Origin of the sequence: Citrobacter sp. RHBSTW-00881 (assembly GCF_013728515.1) — a bacterium.
GTDB classification, from domain to species: domain Bacteria; phylum Pseudomonadota; class Gammaproteobacteria; order Enterobacterales; family Enterobacteriaceae; genus Citrobacter; species Citrobacter braakii.
The window spans coordinates 786,332-806,637 of the sequence record NZ_CP056269.1 but is presented as its reverse complement, the minus strand read 5'-3'; the positions used below and the strand labels follow the sequence as shown (position 1 = coordinate 806,637).

At 49.1% G+C, this 20,306-nt stretch carries 20 protein-coding genes and 1 tRNA gene; 15 read left to right on the top strand and 6 right to left on the bottom strand.

The window, feature by feature from the left end; genetic code table 11:
* Nucleotides 1-6: 6 nt before the first annotated feature.
* The 7 genes from HV311_RS03935 to HV311_RS03905 all read left to right on the top strand — a co-directional run bounded on the left by HV311_RS03935 (nt 7) and on the right by HV311_RS03905 (nt 5,739).
* On the top strand, nt 7-573 hold the full coding sequence (locus tag HV311_RS03935) for a YggT family protein (protein WP_016154401.1): 567 nt from the start codon (nt 7-9) through the stop codon (nt 571-573).
* Nucleotides 570-860: a DUF167 family protein YggU gene (gene yggU / locus HV311_RS03930; RefSeq protein WP_005123286.1), complete on the top strand. Its 291-nt coding sequence runs from the start codon at nt 570-572 to the stop codon at nt 858-860. The genes HV311_RS03935 and yggU overlap by 4 nt, the downstream gene beginning before the upstream one ends.
* Nucleotides 861-867: 7 nt before the next feature.
* On the top strand, nt 868-1,461 hold the full coding sequence (locus HV311_RS03925) for an XTP/dITP diphosphatase (RefSeq protein ID WP_016154402.1): 594 nt from the start codon (nt 868-870) through the stop codon (nt 1,459-1,461).
* Entirely contained in the window at nt 1,454-2,590 is a 1,137-nt protein-coding gene (hemW, locus tag HV311_RS03920) for a radical SAM family heme chaperone HemW (RefSeq protein WP_019077663.1), read from the top strand. The genes HV311_RS03925 and hemW overlap by 8 nt, the downstream gene beginning before the upstream one ends.
* 313 nt (nt 2,591-2,903) lie before the next feature.
* Nucleotides 2,904-3,890, top strand: a complete 987-nt coding sequence (locus HV311_RS03915) for a TRAP transporter substrate-binding protein (protein ID WP_141875634.1) — start codon at nt 2,904-2,906, stop codon at nt 3,888-3,890.
* A 44-nt stretch (nt 3,891-3,934) separates the two neighbouring features.
* Nucleotides 3,935-4,438 (top strand): TRAP transporter small permease, encoded by a 504-nt coding sequence (locus HV311_RS03910; protein ID WP_191220733.1) that lies wholly within the window; start codon nt 3,935-3,937, stop codon nt 4,436-4,438.
* The gene (locus HV311_RS03905; RefSeq protein WP_016157446.1) at nt 4,438-5,739 is read left to right on the top strand and encodes a TRAP transporter large permease; all 1,302 of its coding nucleotides are present in this window, start codon (nt 4,438-4,440) and stop codon (nt 5,737-5,739) included. The genes HV311_RS03910 and HV311_RS03905 overlap by 1 nt, the downstream gene beginning before the upstream one ends.
* A gap of 63 nt (nt 5,740-5,802) precedes the next feature.
* Here HV311_RS03905 and ansB read toward each other — a convergent pair whose 3' ends face one another.
* The 4 genes from ansB to trmB all read right to left on the bottom strand — a co-directional run bounded on the left by ansB (nt 5,803) and on the right by trmB (nt 8,852).
* The gene (gene ansB / locus HV311_RS03900; protein ID WP_137351894.1) at nt 5,803-6,849 is read right to left on the bottom strand and encodes an L-asparaginase 2; all 1,047 of its coding nucleotides are present in this window, start codon (nt 6,847-6,849) and stop codon (nt 5,803-5,805) included.
* A 188-nt stretch (nt 6,850-7,037) separates the two neighbouring features.
* Nucleotides 7,038-7,757: a DUF2884 domain-containing protein gene (locus HV311_RS03895; protein WP_016157447.1), complete on the bottom strand. Its 720-nt coding sequence runs from the start codon at nt 7,755-7,757 to the stop codon at nt 7,038-7,040.
* A 49-nt stretch (nt 7,758-7,806) separates the two neighbouring features.
* The gene (locus HV311_RS03890; RefSeq protein WP_016154406.1) at nt 7,807-8,133 is read right to left on the bottom strand and encodes a YggL family protein; all 327 of its coding nucleotides are present in this window, start codon (nt 8,131-8,133) and stop codon (nt 7,807-7,809) included.
* Nucleotides 8,133-8,852: a tRNA (guanosine(46)-N7)-methyltransferase TrmB gene (gene trmB, locus HV311_RS03885; protein WP_016154407.1), complete on the bottom strand. Its 720-nt coding sequence runs from the start codon at nt 8,850-8,852 to the stop codon at nt 8,133-8,135. Before trmB ends, HV311_RS03890 begins: the two co-directional genes overlap by 1 nt.
* Nucleotides 8,853-9,012: 160 nt before the next feature.
* On the opposite strand from trmB, the gene mutY reads away from it, so the two are divergent.
* The 4 genes from mutY (at nt 9,013) to HV311_RS03865 (ending at nt 13,015) form a co-directional block, all read left to right on the top strand.
* A complete protein-coding gene (gene mutY, locus HV311_RS03880; RefSeq protein ID WP_029139658.1) occupies nt 9,013-10,065 on the top strand; it encodes an A/G-specific adenine glycosylase in 1,053 nt (350 codons plus the stop codon).
* 27 nt (nt 10,066-10,092) lie between these two features.
* Nucleotides 10,093-10,368: an oxidative damage protection protein gene (locus HV311_RS03875; protein ID WP_016154409.1), complete on the top strand. Its 276-nt coding sequence runs from the start codon at nt 10,093-10,095 to the stop codon at nt 10,366-10,368.
* 94 nt (nt 10,369-10,462) lie between these two features.
* On the top strand, nt 10,463-11,548 hold the full coding sequence (mltC, locus tag HV311_RS03870; protein WP_016154410.1) for a membrane-bound lytic murein transglycosylase MltC: 1,086 nt from the start codon (nt 10,463-10,465) through the stop codon (nt 11,546-11,548).
* A gap of 210 nt (nt 11,549-11,758) precedes the next feature.
* A complete protein-coding gene (locus HV311_RS03865) occupies nt 11,759-13,015 on the top strand; it encodes a nucleoside permease (RefSeq protein WP_016157449.1) in 1,257 nt (418 codons plus the stop codon).
* Between the two features lie 55 nt (nt 13,016-13,070).
* On the opposite strand, the gene HV311_RS03860 is transcribed toward HV311_RS03865, so the two are convergent.
* The gene (locus tag HV311_RS03860; protein ID WP_191220732.1) at nt 13,071-15,206 is read right to left on the bottom strand and encodes an ornithine decarboxylase; all 2,136 of its coding nucleotides are present in this window, start codon (nt 15,204-15,206) and stop codon (nt 13,071-13,073) included.
* Nucleotides 15,207-15,674: 468 nt separating this feature from the next.
* Here HV311_RS03860 and HV311_RS03855 point away from each other — a divergent pair, with 468 nt between their 5' ends.
* The 4 genes from HV311_RS03855 (at nt 15,675) to HV311_RS03840 (ending at nt 18,910) form a co-directional block, all read left to right on the top strand.
* Nucleotides 15,675-16,382, top strand: a complete 708-nt coding sequence (locus HV311_RS03855) for a DUF554 domain-containing protein (protein WP_047357842.1) — start codon at nt 15,675-15,677, stop codon at nt 16,380-16,382.
* Nucleotides 16,383-16,487: 105 nt separating this feature from the next.
* Nucleotides 16,488-16,563: transfer RNA gene (locus tag HV311_RS03850), tRNA-Phe, on the top strand.
* 625 nt (nt 16,564-17,188) lie between these two features.
* Entirely contained in the window at nt 17,189-18,265 is a 1,077-nt protein-coding gene (locus HV311_RS03845; protein ID WP_191220731.1) for a methyl-accepting chemotaxis protein, read from the top strand.
* A gap of 48 nt (nt 18,266-18,313) precedes the next feature.
* A complete protein-coding gene (locus HV311_RS03840) occupies nt 18,314-18,910 on the top strand; it encodes a dienelactone hydrolase family protein (RefSeq protein WP_181636290.1) in 597 nt (198 codons plus the stop codon).
* A 54-nt stretch (nt 18,911-18,964) separates the two neighbouring features.
* On the opposite strand, the gene HV311_RS03835 is transcribed toward HV311_RS03840, so the two are convergent.
* Nucleotides 18,965-20,305: a VasL domain-containing protein gene (locus tag HV311_RS03835; RefSeq protein WP_191220730.1), complete on the bottom strand. Its 1,341-nt coding sequence runs from the start codon at nt 20,303-20,305 to the stop codon at nt 18,965-18,967.
* Between the last annotated feature and the right edge of the window lies 1 nt (nt 20,306).

Here is a 20,306-nt window from a genome sequence, read left to right as displayed (position 1 = left end):
AACACCATGAATACGTTGACCTTCCTGCTCTCAACGGTAATTGAGCTGTATACCATGGCGCTGCTGCTGCGCGTGTGGATGCAATGGTCTCGCTGCGATTTCTACAACCCGTTCTCGCAGTTTATTGTGAAAATCACTCAGCCCATTATTGGGCCGTTACGCCGTATCATTCCCCCGATGGGGCCAATTGACAGCGCATCGGCATTAGTTGCGCTCGTTCTGAGCTTTATCAAGGCCATCGTGCTGTTTAAGGTGGTTACGTTCCAGCCGATCATCTGGATCGCCGCCGTGCTGATTGTCCTGAAGACTATCGGACTGCTGATCTTCTGGGTTCTGCTGGTGATGGCGATTATGAGCTGGGTCAGCCAGGGCCGCAGCCCTGTGGAGTACGTGCTGATTCAACTGGCGGATCCGCTGCTGCGTCCTATTCGTCGCTTACTTCCAGGCATGGGCGGGATCGATTTCTCGCCAATGATCCTGGTTCTGCTGCTGTATGTCATTAATATGGGCATCGCAGAAGTATTACAGGCGACAGGTAACATGCTGCTGCCGGGGCTGTGGATGGCGCTATGAGTGCCGTTACCCCCTGCGATGACGGTCTGGTTTTACGGCTCTACATTCAGCCTAAAGCCAGCCGTGACAGTATTGTAGGTTTACATGGCGACGAACTAAAAGTCGCCATTACCGCCCCACCGGTTGATGGGCAAGCCAATAGCCATCTGGTGAAGTTTCTCGGCAAACAGTTCCGCGTGGCAAAAAGCCAGGTCGTCATTGAGAAGGGCGAGCTTGGTCGTCACAAACAGGTTAAAATCATTCATCCGCAACAGATCCCGCCCGAAATTGCGGCGCTAACTGATTAGGTATCCCATGCAAAAAGTTGTCCTCGCGACCGGCAACGCCGGTAAAGTGCGTGAACTCGCCTCTCTTCTGAGTGATTTCGGTCTTGATGTTGTCGCTCAAACGGATCTGGGTGTTGATTCTGCAGAAGAGACCGGGCTGACGTTTATTGAGAACGCCATTCTGAAGGCACGTCATGCCGCGCAAATTACCGGTTTACCCGCCATTGCTGATGACTCTGGTCTGGCGGTAAATGCCCTTGGCGGCGCGCCGGGCATCTATTCAGCCCGCTATTCCGGCGAAGATGCAACCGATCAGCAGAACCTGGAAAAACTGCTCCACACCCTGCAGGATGTTCCTGATGACAAGCGCCAGGCACAATTCCACTGCGTGCTGGTGTATATGCGCCATGCAGACGATCCAACACCTGTGGTTTGCCACGGACGCTGGCCGGGCGTTATTGCCCGTGAACCTGCCGGAAACGGTGGTTTTGGCTACGACCCAATCTTCTTTGTGCCCTCTGAAGGGAAAACCGCCGCCGAACTGACCCGCGAAGAAAAGAGCGCGATTTCTCACCGCGGACAAGCGCTGAAGCTGCTGCTGGATGCCCTGCGTAATGGTTAAGCTTCCGCCGTTAAGTCTTTACATACACATCCCGTGGTGCGTGCAGAAATGCCCGTACTGCGACTTCAACTCGCATGCGCTTAAAGGCGAAGTCCCTCATGACGACTATGTGCAGCATCTGCTGAGCGATCTGGATTCTGAGGTGGCCCACGCCCAGGGCCGTGAGGTAAAGACGATTTTTATCGGTGGTGGTACGCCGAGCCTGCTTTCTGGCCCGGCAATGCAAACGCTGCTCGACGGCGTGCGCGCACGGCTGAATCTCGCCGCAGATGCAGAAATCACGATGGAGGCGAATCCCGGTACGGTGGAAGCCGATCGCTTTGTGGATTATCAACGTGCTGGCGTAAACCGTATCTCCATTGGTGTACAGAGCTTTAGCTCCGCCAAACTCGAACGTCTGGGACGTATTCACGGACCGGAAGAAGCCAAACGTGCAGCGCACCTGGCGAGCGGTCTGGGACTACGCAGCTTTAACCTCGACCTGATGCACGGTTTACCGGATCAGACGCTGGAAGAGGCGCTGAGCGATTTACAGCAGGCCATCGCGCTCAACCCGCCGCATCTTTCCTGGTATCAGTTGACCATCGAGCCGAATACGCTGTTCGGGTCCCGACCACCGGTATTACCGGACGACGACGCGCTGTGGGATATTTTTGAGCAAGGCCACCAGTTGCTGACCGCCGCGGGGTATCAGCAGTACGAAACCTCAGCCTACGCCAGACCGGGTTATCAGTGTCAGCACAACCTAAATTACTGGCGTTTTGGCGACTACTTAGGCATTGGTTGCGGCGCGCACGGCAAAGTCACTTTCCCAGACGGTCGCATCCTGCGCACTACCAAAACGCGACATCCGCGCGGATACATGCAAGGACGTTATCTGGAAAGCCAGCGAGATGTCGCCGAGGCCGATAAGCCGTTTGAGTTCTTTATGAACCGTTTCCGGCTGCTGGAAGCCGCGCCTCGCGCGGAGTTCACGCAATATACCGGGCTTACCGAAGACGTTATTCGTCGACAGATCGATGAGGCCATTGCCCAGGGCTATCTGAGTGAATGCGATGAATACTGGCAGATTACCCAACACGGTAAGCTATTTTTGAATTCTCTGCTGGAGCTGTTTCTGGCGGAGTAATCTCTGTGCGCCTGTCGGCGCATTTTCTTCTACAAATTCCTCTAAATATTGTACTCGGAAAAACCGAGTACAATGCACGTCATTTATTGAAAATACCCATATTAATTATTTTATTCATTTTAAATAGCCTCTTCACCAACATAAATATATTGAACACAGCGCACAAAATAAGATCAAACTGCTGCCATGCAAAAGGTATGTGATCTATATAGTGGATAGATGTCTGACAACTATATTAATTTATCATACAGAAAAAGGTGAACCATCATCAGATGTCAACCAATTACTGTACCTTAAAGCACGGAGCTTACTTATGAAAATCAAAACCTTTTCCCGCTCGCTAGTCTGTGCGTCCTTGTTGGCGCTACTTAGCACTGGCGCAAATGCTGCTGAAAAAGTGACTCTCAAACTGGCACACAACCTTGAACGTAGCCATGTGGTTCACCAGGCTTTCGAAGAAATGGCCAAAGAGGTAAAACAACTCTCCGACGGTAAAATGATTGTACGTATATATCCCAGTAGCCAAATGGGTAATGCCCGAGAAACGATGGAATTGTTACAAAATGGCGCGTTGGATATGACAAAAGGTTCTGCCAGTGATTTAGAGTCATTTGATAATATTTATGCCATTTATAATTTACCTTTCTTATTTAAAGATCAAAACCATTTCAATAACGTTGTATTTGGTGAGGTAGGTAAAGACATTATGGAATCCACAAAAGAAAAGGGATTCTTTGCGTTATCTGCTTACGTTGCCGGCACGCGTAGTTTTTATGCCAAAAAACCTATTACCAAACCAGAGGATCTGAAAGGTCTGAAAGTCCGCGTTCAACCCAGCCCCACAACCATTAAAATGGTTGAACTGATGGGCGGATCGCCGACCCCCATTTCCTTCGGTGAGGTTTATACCGCTATGCAACAAGGTGTAGTAGATGGCGCAGAGAATAACGTTCCATCGTGGGTGCAAACACGTCATATCGAAATAGCTAAAGTCTTCTCCGAAGATGAGCACGCCTCTATTCCAGATTTTCTCGTTATCTCAACCAAAACATGGAATAAGCTGACCCCGGAGCAACAACTGATCCTTCGTCAAGCGGCTAAAAATTCCGAGGCTTATCAACAAAAGTTGTGGGATAAAATCGATGCTGATACCCGCGCTCAAGCAAAAGCTATGGGTGGCGAGATTATCAAAGTTGATAAAGCCCCTTTCCGCGCCGCTGTTCAACCGCTGTTTGATGACTTCAAAAAAGACCCAAAACATGCAGCCCTGCTGGCGAAGTTTGAAGACGCAGTACAATAACCCTTTGGGCCATTGATTGGCCCTGTTTCACCAGGAAACTCACCATGATATTTAACCGCCTTAAGCTTGCGGTAGACCGCGTCATTGCCGCATTTTCGGTCATCGTAATGATTGCGCTGGTCATGTGCGTAGTCTGGCAAGTTTTTAGCCGCTACGTGCTCAATCAGCCCAGCACCTTAACTGACGAACTGGCACGCTTCTTAATGATCTGGGTCGGATTATTAGGTGCAGCCTATACCGTAGGCGCCCAGCGCCACCTGTCTATCGATCTACTGTTCATGTCGATTAATAAACGTAAACAGGCGTTATTGTGCTTATTCATTAATCTGCTGATTTTTGGCTTTGCAGGTTCAGTCATCGTTACCGGCGGTATCAAGCTGATTAATAAAACGCTGGCAACGGTGCAAGTTTCTGCGGCCATGCAAATTCCAATGGGTTACGTGTATATCATCCTGCCGCTCAGCGGCGCAGTCATGATGTTCTATGCCCTGTGGTTTATTCACCAAAATATTCAGCAACTGAAACAATCTTCGCAGGGAGTAATTTGATGGAAGGCTATATCGCACTAACCCTGTTTGGCTGCTTCTTTGTCCTGGTGTTCATTGGCGTACCTATTTCGTTCTCCATCGGTATCGCCACTGTAGCCTCAATGCTGCTGATGTTTCCTTGGGATGTTGCCGTTATCACTGTCTCTCAACGTCTGGCAAACGGATTAGATAATTTTGCCCTATTGGCGATCCCGTTTTTCATTTTCGCAGGTACGCTGATGAACAGCGGTGGGATCGCCATCCGGCTAATTAACCTGGCGCAAGTGATGGTTGGGCGAGTTCCCGGCTCACTTGGTCATGTCAACGTGCTGGCAAACATGATGTTTGGTTCGATATCCGGCTCTGCCGTTGCCGCTGCTGCAGCCGTTGGCGGTACGCTTAATCCTATTCAGACAAAGCAAGGATACGACCCAACCTTCTCGACAGCCGTTAACGTTTCCTCCTGTATTACCGGGCTGTTAATTCCACCATCAAATGTGTTAATTGTGTTTTCTCTTACTGCTGGCGGTGTTTCAGTTGCTTCGTTGTTTATGGCGGGTTATTTACCAGGGATCCTGATGGGGCTTTCGATCATGGTGGTATGCGCCATTATCGCCAAACGCCGTGGTTATCCCCTGTCGGAAAGGCCAACCTGCGCACAGGCAGTAAAAGCACTTCTGGATGCGCTACCGAGTCTGTTACTGGTCATCATTGTGATGGGGGGGATTTTAGGTGGGATCTTTACCGCAACAGAAGCCTCAGCGATTGCGGTCGTCTACACCTTCATTCTCTCGGTGCTGATTTACCGGGAAGTAAAATGGCGTGATTTACCAAAGCTGATCCTGGAATCAGTCGTGATGACCTCTATCGTACTATTACTGATCGGCTTCTCTGTCGGCATGTCCTGGGCGATGACCAATGCCGATATTCCCTACATGATCAGTGACACATTAATGGGTATTTCCGATAATCCACTGATCATCCTACTGTTAATCAATATTGTACTACTGGTTGTTGGGATCTTTATGGATATGACACCGGCAGTCCTGATCTTTACCCCCATTTTCTTGCCAATCGCTCAAGAGTTAGGTATGGATCCGGTACATTTCGGCATCATGATGGTCGCCAACCTGTGCATTGGTCTGCTGACACCGCCGGTAGGAAGTGCATTGTTTGTAGGCTGTTCGATTTCTGGCGTGAAGATCCAGCAATTGATCAAACCCCTGCTGCCGTTTTACGCCGCATTGCTGGTTGCACTGATGATGATCGTATACATTCCACAGATCTCTCTGTTTATTCCACAGATGCTGGGGTTGATGTAAATACGAAGAGTAACTACCTCTGGAGAATGCCCCAACGCTACGGGAGGGGCATTTTTTATGCCATTAATACTGATTAAATATTTCCTGGATCTGCTTAGGATCCTTGGTTTGGGTCAGAGCCAGTTGCAGCAGAACACGCGCTTTTTGCGGGTTCAGAGAGCCTGAAGCCACAAATCCGTATTTCGCATCATCAACTTCAGCATCCTGGGTGGTGGCGCCCGTTGGTACACGGGATGAACGCACCACAACAGTACCTTTATGCGCGGCAGTTGCCAGCGTATCGAAAATGGTTTTATACAGGTTACCGTTACCTACACCCGCACTGACGATCCCGGCGTAACCCGCGTCTACCAATGCTTTGGCTGGCAGATCGGAGGCGTTAGCGTAGTTGTAAACAATCCCAACTTTCGGCAGCTCGGTCAGCTTAGATACATCGAACGGCGTGGATGTGGTGTGCTTACGCGCAGGCGTACGCTGGTAGTCGATTTTACCGTTATGGATATACCCCAGCGGACCATAGTTAACGGATTTGAAAGTAGCGACATCCGTGGTGTTAGTTTTGGTCACGTCGCGACCATCCATAACGGTGTCGTTCATCACCACCAGCACACCACGGTTGGCAGAGGCTTTGTCTGCGGCGGTTACCACGGCGTTATACAGGTTGAAAGGGCCATCAGCGCTCATACCCGTAGACGGACGCATTGCGCCGACCAGCACCACAGGCTTGTTGCACTTGACTGTGAGATCGAGGAAATAGGCGGTTTCTTCCATGGTATCCGTACCATGTGTTACCACGAAGCCGTCAGTTTTATCACACTCGGTATTAATCTTTTTCGCCAGCGTTAGCCAGACTTCGTCATTCATATCCTGGGAGCCGATGTTTACCACCTGCTCGCCTTTCACAACGGCGATATCTTTCAACTGAGGTACGGCATCAACCAAATTTTCTACGCCGACTTTGCCTGCCGTGTAGTTAGATTTTGTTGCGGAGTCACCGCCGCCGGCAATCGTCCCGCCGGTAGCTAAAATAGTGATGTTTGGCAGTGCAAGCGCCGCGCCGCTGAAACCCATAACCAGTGCGGCAAGTGCCGTTCTCTTGAAAAACTCCATGTTATTTCTCCAGTTACTTGAATTTGCAGCATTATGTCTATCTTACAGATGAATAATGTGACGCCATCCAATTAACCAGATTTATATCTCCATCAAATTGTTATTCTTAGAGATGGATATCAAAAAAACAGAAAAATACAGAATAAAACGACACAGAATGTTTCTGTGCCGTTAAAAAGAGGTGAAGATTATTTCAGAGTGCTAACCAGCGTTTTACGATCGTTTTCCAGCGTCACGACGCGGGCACAAACATCTTTGCCAAACTGCTGGAAGTCTTGTTCCTGATTCTTCCATTCGTTCTGAATTGAGGTTTGCAAACCTCCGAGGCTTCCGAGCACGCCCTGCAGCGGATTACCACCGCCTTTGAGCACGGCTTTTGCCCCCATCTCATTGATGCTGTCCTGCAAAATACCGCCCATCGCCTGATTGACCAGCTGTTGTCCATCCGCGCGGACCTGATCAATCGCCTTATAATGGAAGGTCAGGCCGTCAGTACGATGCTCAATAATGCGGTTCATCTGCTCTTTCAATTGCGCATCCAGCTTAGTTAAGCGGCCACGCATGTTGCTGCTTTCGCCGACCTCTTTGGCGATGATTTTATCCAGCGCCACGCGACCTTTCTCCACGCGCGCTCTGGCACCTTCATCAATCCACGGCAAGCTGCTACGCAACGCCGCCTGATAATCTTTGGCCTGTTCACGCTGCGCGGCGTTCAGGTTGTACTGTTTACCGTTAAAGGTGACATCACCGGCCTGGGTAATGACCAGGTTGCCGTTCTCACCCTTCACCTGTACCGTTTGTGGACTCAAAATCACATCGTCACGCGGGGTGACGCTGCACTGATAATCAGCATGTGCGGCCATCGCCGTGAACGTTAGGACTGCCGCCAGCAGCGTTTTGCGCATCATATCTTTCCCTCAATACAAATTGGGCCGGCATTTGCCGACCCTTTGCTACTTAGTCCCACCAAATATCGAAAAGTTCGCTGGTGCGCACTTCTTCGAGTTTGTGCTCTTCCAGCCACTTACGCACGATAGCCTGATGTTCTTCTGTGCATTTGCCGATTTCCTGCAGACAGATCAGACCTTCCCAGGCCAGATAGCCGCTGCCGTCAAAGGCCAGCTTGTTCGGTTCGATAACTTCATTGATAAAATCATCAACGATTTGATCGACCTGCTCTCCAGATGTACCTTCCGGGAAACGCCATGCAACCGAAAATCCTACTTCCTGGAATTCGTCGATGTGCATTTTTTTACGCAGACGACGGCTACGGTTCTTTGCCATTATTTCACCCTCTCGAACATTAAGTCCCATACGCCGTGGCCAAGACGATGACCACGTTGTTCAAATTTGGTTACCGGGCGCGATTCCGGGCGCGGTACGTAATCGTTACTCTCTGACTGGTTTTTATACCCGTCAATCGATGACATCACTTCAAGCATGTGCTCCGCATAGGCTTCCCAGTCGGTTGCCATGTGGAACACGCCGCCCAGCTTCAGCTTGCTTAAGATATGCTCAGCAAACGGTACCTGAACGATACGGCGTTTATTATGACGTGCTTTATGCCACGGGTCAGGGAAAAACAGCTGAACCATAGATAAAGAATTGTCAGGAATCATTTTATGCAGGACTTCGACGGCATCATGGCACATGACACGCAGGTTCTCGACGCCCTCTTCATGAGCTGAAGCCAGACACGCGCCAACGCCCGGTGAGTGAACCTCAATGCCGAGGAAATTTTGCTCCGGACGCGCTTTCGCCATCGCTACCAGCGAAGCCCCCATACCAAAACCAATTTCAAGCGTGACTGGCGCATCGCGACCAAACAGCGCAGCGAAATCCACAGGTTCTTCGCTGAACTCAACGCCCATCACCGGCCAGTAGTTTTCCAGCGCGTGTTCCTGCCCTTTCGTCAGTCGCCCCTGGCGACGAACAAAACTACGAATCCGGCGCAGCGGGCGGCCGTTTTCATCAAATTCCGGTGAAATGACGTCGTTCTTCATAAAAGTTTAGTCTGCTGTGTTTGAGTTCTGAAAACGGGCATTATCCAAAGTTAGTTGCCGGATGCAAGTAAAGGAAGAAAGTGAGCAGCGGAAAGTTCCGGTTTACACCCCGTTGCCGCTGTGCTGCAATCTTGCCCCCGGCAATAATGAAACGGTAATCATGCAAGCGTCTCAATTCTCGGCTCAGGTTTTGAGCTGGTACGACAAATACGGGCGGAAAACGCTGCCCTGGCAAATTGATAAGACGCCTTACAAAGTATGGCTCTCTGAGGTGATGCTGCAACAAACTCAGGTTGCGACCGTTATCCCCTACTTTGAGCGCTTTATGGCGCACTTCCCAACGGTAACGGATTTAGCCCATGCGCCGCTGGATGAAGTCCTGCATTTATGGACCGGGCTGGGCTATTACGCCCGAGCGCGTAATCTGCATAAAGCCGCGCAACAGGTTGTGACGCAGCACGGCGGCTCATTCCCGCAAACCTTTGATGAAGTGGCCGCCCTGCCAGGCGTCGGACGTTCAACTGCAGGCGCGATCCTTTCGCTCTCCCTGGGTCAGCATTTTCCGATTCTTGACGGTAACGTCAAACGAGTGCTGGCTCGCTGTTATGCTGTAAGCGGCTGGCCGGGTAAAAAAGAGGTCGAAAAGAAACTGTGGGAGTTGAGCGAGCAGGTTACGCCAGCCCATGGGGTTGAGCGGTTTAATCAGGCGATGATGGATTTAGGCGCCATGGTCTGTACGCGCTCAAAACCCAAATGTTCCCTGTGTCCGTTGGAAAATGGCTGTGTGGCGAGCGCCAATGCAAGCTGGGCGCTGTACCCGGGTAAAAAACCCAAACAGACATTACCAGAACGGACGGGCTATTTTTTACTGATGCAGCATGAAAACGAGGTGTTGCTCACGCAGCGACCACCCAGCGGCTTATGGGGTGGCTTATACTGTTTTCCGCAGTTTGATGATGAGGATGGGCTACGCGACTGGCTGGCGCAACGGCAAATTAACGCAGATAATCTGACCCAACTTAATGCGTTTCGCCATACCTTTAGCCATTTCCACTTAGATATTGTGCCTATGTGGCTTCCCGTGTCCTCATTCACCTCATGCATGGATGAAGGCAACGCGCTCTGGTATAACTTAGCGCAACCGCCGTCGGTCGGACTGGCGGCCCCCGTGGAGCGTTTGTTACAGCAATTACGTGCCGGCACACAGGTTTAACGTACCGGTCGATAAAGAGGATTTTTTATGAGCAGAACGATTTTTTGTACTTTCCTGCAACGCGAAGCAGAAGGACAGGATTTTCAGCTGTACCCGGGCGATCTGGGAAAACGCATCTATAACGAGATTTCTAAAGAAGCATGGGCGCAATGGCAGCATAAACAAACCATGCTGATTAACGAGAAGAAACTCAATATGATGAACGTTGAACACCGTAAGTTACTGGAACAGGAGATGATTAACTTCCTGTTTGAAGGTAAGGATGTGCATATTGAAGGCTATACGCCTGAAGAAAAAAAATAAGCATCGCTTGCTGGCAATCTCGTAGGCCGGATAGGGTGCTTGCACTGCCATCCGGCAAAACGATACAACAACAAACACAACACGCACTCCCGGAATGATGAAAAAATTTCTCGCGCTTGCCGTTATCGCGCCGTTGCTCATCTCCTGTTCCAGTTCGACCAAAAAAGGCGATTCCTATAACGAAGCCTGGGTCAAGGATACCAACGGTTTTGATATTCTGATGGGGCAATTTGCCCATAACATTGAGAATCTGTGGGGATTTAAGGAAGTGCTGATTGCGGGTCCGAAGGACTACGTAAAGTATACCGATCAGTATCAAACCCGCAGCCATATCAATTTTGATGACGGTACGATAACCGTCGAGACCATTGCCGGGACAGATCCCGCCGGACATCTGCGTCTAGCGATTATCAAGACGTTGCTGATGGGCGATGATCCGGGTTCTATCGACCTCTATTCCGATGTCGACGACATTAAGATTTCCAAAGAGCCGTTCCTGTACGGGCAGGTAGTCGATAATACCGGCCAGCCTATTCGTTGGGAGGGACGTGCAACCAACTTTGCCAACTACCTGCTACAAACGCGACTGAAAAAGCGCAGCAATGGCTTGCGTATCATCTATAGCGTGACGATCAATCTGGTCCCGAACCACCTTGATAAGCGCGCGCATAAATACGTCGGCATGGTACGTCAGGCTTCACGTAAGTATGGCGTCGACGAGTCGCTGATTCTGGCCATCATGCAAACCGAATCCTCGTTTAACCCGTATGCGGTCAGCCATGCCGATGCGCTGGGACTCATGCAGGTGGTACAACACAGCGCCGGAAAAGATGTGTTCCGTTCCCAGGGGCGCTCAGGCACGCCAAGCCGTAGCTTCTTGTTTGACCCGGCCAGCAACATTGATACCGGTACTGCCTATCTGGCAATGCTGAATAATGTCTATTTGGGCGGCATTGATAATCCGACCTCACGTCGCTATGCGGTGATCACCGCGTATAACGGCGGTGCGGGCAGCGTGCTGCGCGTGTTCTCGAACGATAAAATTCAGGCCGCAAACATCATTAACAGCATGTCCCCTGGGGACGTTTATCAAACGCTGACCACCCGACACCCATCTGCTGAATCACGCCGATATCTTTACAAGGTCAATTCCGCACAAAAATCATATCGTCGCCGCTAATGTATCCCTCTCTTGCCCCCTAAAACGGGGGCCTGAAGAGGGAAAAACGTTAACTCCATCACTCTTTTGCTTTGCAATCCGAAATTGTTTGCAAATATTTGTCACAGGTAACAAAAAAAGAGTGCCTCTCGTTGATAGAATCACATCATATAGCCACGGCAAATGTGCCTTTTAAAACATTCATCCGCATTACGGTGTGAGGAAATTAACATGAATCTTAAGCTGCAGCTGAAAGTTCTCTCGTTTCTGCAGTTCTGCTTATGGGGTAGTTGGCTCACTACCCTCGGCTCCTATATGTTTGTCACCCTTAAATTTGATGGTGCATCCATTGGCGCGGTGTACAGCTCGCTGGGGATCGCCGCCGTGTTTATGCCTACGCTGTTAGGGATCGTGGCTGACAAATGGATCAGTGCAAAATGGGTGTACACCATTTGTCACCTGGTCGGCGCAGCAACGCTGTTCGCCGCAGCCGAAGTCACCACGCCAGGTGCCATGTTCTTCGTGATCTTGCTTAACTCCCTGGCCTATATGCCAACGTTGGGGTTAATCAACACCATCTCTTACTATCGCCTGCAATCAGCCGGGATGGATATTGTTACAGACTTCCCGCCAATCCGTATCTGGGGCACCATCGGCTTTATTCTGGCGATGTGGGCGGTAAGCTTCTCCGGCTTTGAACTGAGCCATATGCAGCTGTATATCGGCGCGACGCTGTCCGTCGTATTGGCGCTGTTCACCCTGACGCTGCCGCATATCCCGGTCGCCAATCAGCAGAAAAACCAGAGCTGGTCTTCCATGTTGGGCCTGGATGCCTTCGCGCTGTTTAAAAACAAGCGTATGGCGATTTTCTTCATCTTCTCTATGATGCTGGGCGCAGAGCTGCAAATTACCAATATGTTCGGTAATACCTTCCTGCACAGCTTCGATAACAATCCGCTGTTCTCCGGCAGCTTCATCGTTGAACACGCGTCGGTGATGATGTCGATTTCGCAGATCTCCGAGACGCTGTTTATCCTGACCATCCCGTTCTTCTTAAGCCGTTACGGTATTAAGAACGTGATGCTTATCAGTATCGTGGCGTGGATGCTGCGCTTTGGCCTGTTTGCCTACGGCGATCCAACACCGTTTGGTACCGTGCTGCTGGTTCTGTCGATGATTGTTTACGGCTGCGCCTTCGACTTCTTCAACATCTCTGGCTCCGTGTTTGTAGAGAAAGAAGTTCGCCCTGAAATCCGCGCCAGCGCACAAGGCATGTTCCTGATGATGACCAACGGCTTCGGTTGTATTCTGGGCGGTCTGGTGAGCGGTAAAGTAGTTGAACACTATACGCTGAACGGTATTACCGATTGGCAGACCGTGTGGCTGATCTTCGCAGGTTACTCGCTGGTTCTGGCTTTTGCCTTCGTTGCGCTGTTTAAATACAAACACGTACGCGTTCCGGCAGGCGCCCAGACTATCGCGCACTAATCTTTATTGATTAAATAGGGTCACCTGATGGTGGCCCTATTTGGTCAGATGACGCTTACTTCAGAACATATCCATACAGACGTTTAATGCCGTCTGCATCCGTTTCACTGTAAACCCCTTGCAGCTCCGGCGAGAAGCCCGGCAGCAGGTTTATGCCCTCTTCCAATGCCAGGAAGTAACGTTGCACCGCCCCGCCCCATACTTCGCCCGGTACCACGCACAGTACGCCCGGAGGATAAGGCAGCGCGCCTTCTGCCGCAATGCGACCAGCGGCATCACAAATTCGCACCAGTTCAACATCACCGCGGATAAAGGCGCTGTTAGCATCCTGCGGGTTCATCGCCACTGCAGGTAAACCCTCCTGACGGAACATCGCTTTTTGCAGATCTTTCACATCAAAGCTGACGTACAGTGAGTGCATCTCCTGACACAGTTCACGCAGCGTGTAATCCCGGTAACGTACCGGATACTTGTTGAAGATGGTGGGCAGCACGTTTGCCAGCGGCGTATCGTCTTCAATATGCTGCTCAAACTGCGCCAGCATCGCGACCAGTTGCGCCAGTTTCTCAGCGCTTTCTGCCGGGGTCAGCAGGAACAGAATCGAGTTAAGGTCGCATTTCTCCGGCACGATACCGTTTTCACGCAGATAATGCGCCAAAATCGTCGCCGGAATACCAAACTCAGTATATTGCCCGGTTTGCGCATCAATGCCCGGAGTGGTTAACAGCAGTTTGCAGGGATCGACAAAATACTGGTCGCGCGCATATCCAGAAAAACCATGCCATTTAGCACCAGGTTCAAAACTAAAGAAGCGACGCTCGCTGGCAATCACCTGTGTCGGATAGCTTTCCCACGGTTTGCCATCTACTACCGGAGGAATAAACGGTTGAAGCAGCTTACAGCGGGTAATAATCGCTTTGCGGGCCTCGATCCCCAGCGTCACACATTCCGCCCATAGCCGACGGCCGCTCTCGCCTTCATGGATTTTGGCGTTAACGTCCAGCGCCGCAAACAGCGGGTAAAACGGGCTGGTGGAAGCATGCAGCATAAACGCATTGTTCAGACGCTTATGCGGGCAGAAGCGCGCCTGGCCGCGAATATGGTTATCCTTTTTATGGATCTGCGAGGTTTGCGAGAATCCGGCCTGCTGTTTGTGTACCGACTGAGTGACAAAGATCCCCGGATCGTTAGCATTGAGCTCTAGCAGCAGCGGCGACCCATCGGCCATCATCGGGATAAATTGCTCGTAACCGACCCATGCGGAATCAAACAGGATGTAATCGCACAGGTGACCGATCTTGTCGATCACCTGCCGGGCGTTGTAGATCGTACCGTCATAGGTACCCAACTGAATGATCGCCAGACGGAACGGGCGCGGTTGATCAGCCTTTTGCGGCGCAACTTCTCGAAGTTGCTGGCGCAGATACTCCTCATCAAAGCAGTGCTCATCAATGCCGCCAATAAAGCCAAACGGATTACGCGCCGCTTCCAGATAAACCGGCGTAGCACCCGCCTGGATCAGCGCCCCGTGGTGGTTCGATTTATGATTGTTGCGGTCAAACAGCACCAGATCGCCGCGCGTCAGCAGAGCATTGGTGACCACTTTATTGGCCGCAGAGGTCCCATTCAGCACAAAGTAGGTTTTATCCGCGTGGAAAACTTTCGCAGCAAATTTCTGCGCATGTTTCGCTGATCCTTCATGAATCAACAGATCGCCAAGCTTAACGTCAGCGTTGCACATATCCGCGCGAAACAGATTCTCACCAAAGAACTCATAGAAATGTCGGCCCGCAGGATGCTTCTTAAAAAACTCACCGTGTTGGTGTCCCGGGCAGGCAAACGTGCTGTTCCCCATTTCGACATACTGGGTAAGCGTGTCATAGAAGGGCGGCAGCAGCTCTTCCTCATACTGACAGGCAGCAGACTCCAGCTCCAGCCAGTCCTGGGCCTGACCGCGAATTACCGCATTAACGCCCGCAGGCACATCAACATCAGACTCTGCGAACAGAAACACAGGTAGATGAAAACCGGTGCGTTTCAGCAAAGCCAGGATCCCACTGCGGCTGTCCGCAACGGTAATGACGACTGCCGCAACGTCAGTAAAATCGGTGCTGTCCAGCGACACCACCTGACGATGGCTGGACAGACGAGAAACCAGTTCACTACTGGCGGCAATTTTCATTGATTTCATAAGCGCAATAACCCGTTTCGGGAAAATCAAAAGTCCCGGACAACGCCGCATGGCTTTGCCCACGAAATGACAGGTCAAACTGGTTACCAGCCCCGACCGCCAGACATCAGTAAAAGCAGATAGCCTCTGATTTTACTGTTATCCTGCAGTGAGCGTGCGCTGCCCTCACCGCATGGTGGGAGCGTAAAGATAAGTCGCGGGAAGGGGCAAACGTCGCGCAAAAAGGCGATGTTGAAGGCGATGTAGGGGGAGTAATATCATCCCAGGCAGCCCCATTCAGACAGGAGAAAATTCGCGCAATCATGGCACCTTTCACTTACAGGCGCAAGATAAAATCCTGTGCGAAAACCTTACAGATAAGCAAGTATTTCGTCTGAAAGTTGCGGCATAATAATGCAATCTGAAACATAATTTCACCCAGCTAATTGCCTTTAGTATCAAGACGATGATGGGTATGCAGGAGCAAATGTGGTAATCGGACCCTTTATTAATGCCAGCGCCATTTTATTTGGTGGCATTCTCGGCGCGCTGCTCAGCCAGCATATACCAGAACGTATTCGGGTCTCCATGACCTCTATTTTCGGGCTGGCCTCGTTAGGGATTGGTATCTTGCTGGTTATCAAATGCGCCAATCTACCGGTGATGGTTCTGGCAACGCTGGTCGGCGCGTTAATTGGCGAGTTTTGTCATCTGGAAAAAGGGATCAATGCTGCGGTAGCCAAAGCGCAGCAGCTTTTCACCCGCTCGGACGCCAACGTAACGCACGAATCCTTTATTCAAAGCTATGTGGCTATCATTGTGCTGTTTTGCGCCAGCGGTACCGGGATCTTCGGTGCGATACATGAAGGGATGACCGGCGACCCGAATATTTTAATCGCCAAGTCATTTTTGGATTTCTTCACGGCCATCATTTTTGCCTGCTCATTAGGAATCGCGGTATCCGCCATTTGCATGCCGATGCTGGCAATCCAGCTAACGCTTGCCACCTGTGCAGCACTGATTTTGCCCCTGACGACGCCAGCTATGATGGCCGATTTCAGCGCCGTAGGCGGTCTATTGCTGCTGGCAACCGGTTTGCGTATTTGCGGCATTAAAATGTTTGCGGTTGTGAATATGCTTCCTGCTCTGCTGCTGGCAATGCCGCTTTCCGCCGCCTGGACGGCATTTTTTGCCTGAGAATGCGTGCATTAGCAGCAATGTGGTGATAGATTGTGCAGTCTGCATTGATTTGAAGAAATTTCGTTGACGAAGCGAAGCGAATCGGGTTTAATGCGCCTCGTTGCCCGGATAGCTCAGTCGGTAGAGCAGGGGATTGAAAATCCCCGTGTCCTTGGTTCGATTCCGAGTCCGGGCACCACTATTTAAAGAACCCGCCCTAGAGGCGGGTTTTTGCTTTTGGAGAAACGGACTCTCCATCAAGCTCCGTTCGATTATTCGTCTCCAGCGACTCACCCTTGCGGGGCCAGCGCGACAAGCGCGTTGTTCACCCCCTGCGGCGTTAGTCCGGGTCCGGACACCGCTGTTATTATAAATACATTAATAATGTTGCATTTTAACCGGCGGTTATCACAATCTCAATTTTGCTCATGTACTCGATATATAGTGATACATCTAACCACTCTCTGAATTTTTCAATGCACACATAAATGATGTAATCCAACTACACATCCAGGTTGGGGAGCGATATCACAAGAATATTTAGGTTAAGCTAAAATATAAAACTAACAGATGGAGATTTTAATACACTGAAACATCATTATCTGTAGTGTTCAACTGAAGTATAATTCTTATCTTAATAGATAACACGCGCATTTAAAAAACACCAGGCCATTTCTGTAAAATAATTCAACAAAACAATTATCAAGAAAATATAATACATCAAGTAATACTAATTAAAAATATATTGACGTAATCTATAACATAGGCGATAAACTATTAAACCATTATTTTCTTAAAGCTATTATCGAAAAAGGATTGATAAGATGATCAGGAAAATTATCGCTAAGATAGTTAAAAGAAATAGTAACTATAATTACAACACTTCTTCCGAAATCATCGAAACTGACACCCCCATCGCTGAACAAAAAGCAGAAAACTACAATAAAATCATCTGCCATCATTTCACTTCTGGCATATCAACACTCAACCTGATCAGAACATCATTAATTTCAACTCATGAACAATTAAATACAGAAAAAGATAAAATAACAGAACTAAACGCACAAAATAATAAAGCAATGCATTCCCTTGAATCACTCGTTATTGAGATCAATGAGGCAGGCAAAGAATCAGCAGAAATTCAAAAACAAATGACTCATCTGAAGTTATCACTGACTGAAATTAATGATGCAATTAAAGACATACAAAAAATTGCCAATCATACAAATCTAATCGCAATAAATTCAGCGATTGAAGCTGCCCGTGTAGGTGAGGCGGGAAGAGGATTTAGCGTTATATCTAAAGAGGTTAGACAACTGGCTGAAAATGTTAAAACGTGCACTAACCATATATTCTTGCAAACGGAAACCCTCCAGAATAATGGTTCTACGGTTGATACCTCCATCGAAGCACAGCTAGCAATAATCACGAAAATCACTCAGCATATGAATGAAGTTGTTTTTTCTATTAAAAGTGTAATTGAAAAATCAGCCGCAATGAAGGCAATTATTGACTACATATCAAATTTACTATTTTTAAGTATCATTAAAATGGATCATGTTATCTGGAAAATAGATCTATATAAAAAACTTACCGAGAATAAATTAGATGATACGTTGACATCATATAGTCAGTGCAGATTGGGGAAATGGTATTACGGTGATACTGGAAGATGTTTCGCTCATTTAACGGGATTTAAAAATCTGGAGGACCCTCACCAGATGTTACATAACTCCGGCGTTCTTGCAATCGAGTATTCGATTTCTGGCGACCATGAGCATATGTCCCTGGCGTTAAAAAGAATGGAACAGGCCAGTGATGAGGTAATGAATCAGCTCGAGATCCTTGGTAACGAGATTTTCAGGGAGGTTGTAAAATTTACGCCCGGTGATAACCCTTGACAAACTTTATTATTAAAATAGATAGTTAAAAGCTATTGGAGACAGTTGATGTATACTCTATTATCTAAAAATGAAAATGCTGTGATAGTTTTACATGAAATTTATGGATTGAATAATCATATCAAGCAAGTATGTAAAGAACTGCACAATTCAGGACTTGATGTATATTGCCCCAATTTTTTGAACCGCGAAGAACCTTTCTCATACGATCAACATAGCCAGGCATACGATTATTTTATGAAGTTCTGCGGATTCGATACATCAATGATCTTCGATTTACTGATAAGAATACGTGATCATTATAAAAAAATAATAATCGTCGGATTCAGTGTTGGAGGGACATTAGCATGGCTTTGTTCGGAGAATACACAATGCGATGGTATCGTCAGTTTCTACGGAAGCCGTATACGTGATTATACTGATATAATGCCCAACAGCCCAACACTGGTTATCCAGGCGAAATATGAAGAAGCCTGTGATCCTTACTTTCTCCAGCATAAACTCCGTCAGTATCCACTAGTATCGTTTCATATACTCAACAGCCGTCACGGATTTTGCGATCCTTATAATAAGGCATACAATCCGCCTGAATCAGCGAAAGCGCTGACTCTTTCGCATGATTTTATAACGAAGATCATTAACTAAGTTAATATAAACGTCTGACTCATTTGATGGTCTTTGGCTGGCTTATTTCCAGTGCTACCGCCCTCGAATGGCATTTTGTTTCAGCAGCGTATAACGATTAAGAAGCTGGTTAAGCCGTATATCGAGCTGCTGATACAAAGCGGGTGACACACTCCCCTGTTTTTTAAATTCCTCATCGATTTGACGCAACAATTCTTCTGTCGGCGGCGTTTGGTCAAGCTGGCGGCGGATAGTGAAAATGGCTGATTTCAACTCCGACCCTGTCAGGTATTTACCCTTGCGTTCATCAAGCGCATTTAGCTGGGCGGTTAACGCTTCCAGCCCCTGCTGGGCATGATGCCAGTTTTGCAGAGCGCCTTCTGACAACGCTTCCGTGATTAACTGTTTCTGTAATCTGCTCGTGAATACTGTCGTCTGCGATTCTTCCGGCCACAGAGTGACTAACTGCTGCGCTAATGATGCAGCATATTCCCGCGACCACAAAGGTGACAAGCGATGTAAAACGTCCAATTGCCCTTGCGTTGCAGCAATTATATCTTGCTTCTTCCCCTTCAAATCTGAGGACTGCTTCAACGTGGACAATTGTTCAGGTGTCAGCACCTGCGGCAATGGCTTAACCAGTTCATATCCGTCAGCTCGCATAGGGTTGATACCAAGAAAAGCGCCTGTACTCACCACTGCTGTAACCATGACACCGATAGCAAACCCCAGCCACATGCGTCGGGTTCCATGATCGATTTTGGTAGCTAAAACCGCAGTGCTCGATTGCCCGGACGACGCTGGCTCATTAACCACAAAGACCAGTTGTGGCAAAGACGTCGCAACGTTATTTGTTGCACCTGGAGCCGGTATCATCACTACGGCCGATCCCGAATCGGGATCGGACTTCTCCAGACGCAAAGCTGCATTGTGCATCCAGGTCACGATAACCTCCAGTTTACTAAGCGCTTTCAATTCAAGCCGTTGCAGCACTGCGCAGGCATGTTTTAAACTTTGTTCAACCCGATACACCTTTGATAAATCAGCATATGACAGCGTTAGCGTACGCAATTCTTGCTGTAAGCGAACAGACAGCCATGCCAGGATCTCAACGCGGGCATGGGTTTGCTGTGGCCATATTGCATTCCAGTGGTGCGTCAGTAAGGCCTCCAGAAGTTCCGTGCCTTCGGCAAGTCCCTCCAGTCCCGCATTACGTATTCTGGCTACGGTGTACCAGGCCAGTGTTTGCAGTTCGACGCCATTATGACGAAACAATGACAGGCTTAATTGTTCAACTTTTTGCCAGTCAACGTCCGGGCGCGCAGGGTGAGTCAGCTTGCTAATTTCATCACGTAACTGCCCGAACTCCATGAAAGCACGCGGGTCCCCCCCGGTGCTGATGCGATTCTTTTCCATA

What these genes read in the sequence shown, in the direction of transcription:
- HV311_RS03935 (WP_016154401.1), top strand. Translation starts at nt 7, where the DNA reads ATGAATACGTTGACCTTCCTGCTCTCAACGGTAATTGAGCTGTATACC.
- yggU (WP_005123286.1), top strand. Translation starts at nt 570, where the DNA reads ATGAGTGCCGTTACCCCCTGCGATGACGGTCTGGTTTTACGGCTCTAC.
- HV311_RS03925 (WP_016154402.1), top strand. Translation starts at nt 868, where the DNA reads ATGCAAAAAGTTGTCCTCGCGACCGGCAACGCCGGTAAAGTGCGTGAA.
- hemW (WP_019077663.1), top strand. Translation starts at nt 1,454, where the DNA reads ATGGTTAAGCTTCCGCCGTTAAGTCTTTACATACACATCCCGTGGTGC.
- HV311_RS03915 (WP_141875634.1), top strand. Translation starts at nt 2,904, where the DNA reads ATGAAAATCAAAACCTTTTCCCGCTCGCTAGTCTGTGCGTCCTTGTTG.
- HV311_RS03910 (WP_191220733.1), top strand. Translation starts at nt 3,935, where the DNA reads ATGATATTTAACCGCCTTAAGCTTGCGGTAGACCGCGTCATTGCCGCA.
- HV311_RS03905 (WP_016157446.1), top strand. Translation starts at nt 4,438, where the DNA reads ATGGAAGGCTATATCGCACTAACCCTGTTTGGCTGCTTCTTTGTCCTG.
- ansB (WP_137351894.1), bottom strand. Translation starts at nt 6,849, where the DNA reads ATGGAGTTTTTCAAGAGAACGGCACTTGCCGCACTGGTTATGGGTTTC.
- HV311_RS03895 (WP_016157447.1), bottom strand. Translation starts at nt 7,757, where the DNA reads ATGATGCGCAAAACGCTGCTGGCGGCAGTCCTAACGTTCACGGCGATG.
- HV311_RS03890 (WP_016154406.1), bottom strand. Translation starts at nt 8,133, where the DNA reads ATGGCAAAGAACCGTAGCCGTCGTCTGCGTAAAAAAATGCACATCGAC.
- trmB (WP_016154407.1), bottom strand. Translation starts at nt 8,852, where the DNA reads ATGAAGAACGACGTCATTTCACCGGAATTTGATGAAAACGGCCGCCCG.
- mutY (WP_029139658.1), top strand. Translation starts at nt 9,013, where the DNA reads ATGCAAGCGTCTCAATTCTCGGCTCAGGTTTTGAGCTGGTACGACAAA.
- HV311_RS03875 (WP_016154409.1), top strand. Translation starts at nt 10,093, where the DNA reads ATGAGCAGAACGATTTTTTGTACTTTCCTGCAACGCGAAGCAGAAGGA.
- mltC (WP_016154410.1), top strand. Translation starts at nt 10,463, where the DNA reads ATGATGAAAAAATTTCTCGCGCTTGCCGTTATCGCGCCGTTGCTCATC.
- HV311_RS03865 (WP_016157449.1), top strand. Translation starts at nt 11,759, where the DNA reads ATGAATCTTAAGCTGCAGCTGAAAGTTCTCTCGTTTCTGCAGTTCTGC.
- HV311_RS03860 (WP_191220732.1), bottom strand. Translation starts at nt 15,206, where the DNA reads ATGAAATCAATGAAAATTGCCGCCAGTAGTGAACTGGTTTCTCGTCTG.
- HV311_RS03845 (WP_191220731.1), top strand. Translation starts at nt 17,189, where the DNA reads ATGATCAGGAAAATTATCGCTAAGATAGTTAAAAGAAATAGTAACTAT.
- HV311_RS03840 (WP_181636290.1), top strand. Translation starts at nt 18,314, where the DNA reads ATGTATACTCTATTATCTAAAAATGAAAATGCTGTGATAGTTTTACAT.
- HV311_RS03835 (WP_191220730.1), bottom strand. Translation starts at nt 20,305, where the DNA reads ATGGAAAAGAATCGCATCAGCACCGGGGGGGACCCGCGTGCTTTCATG.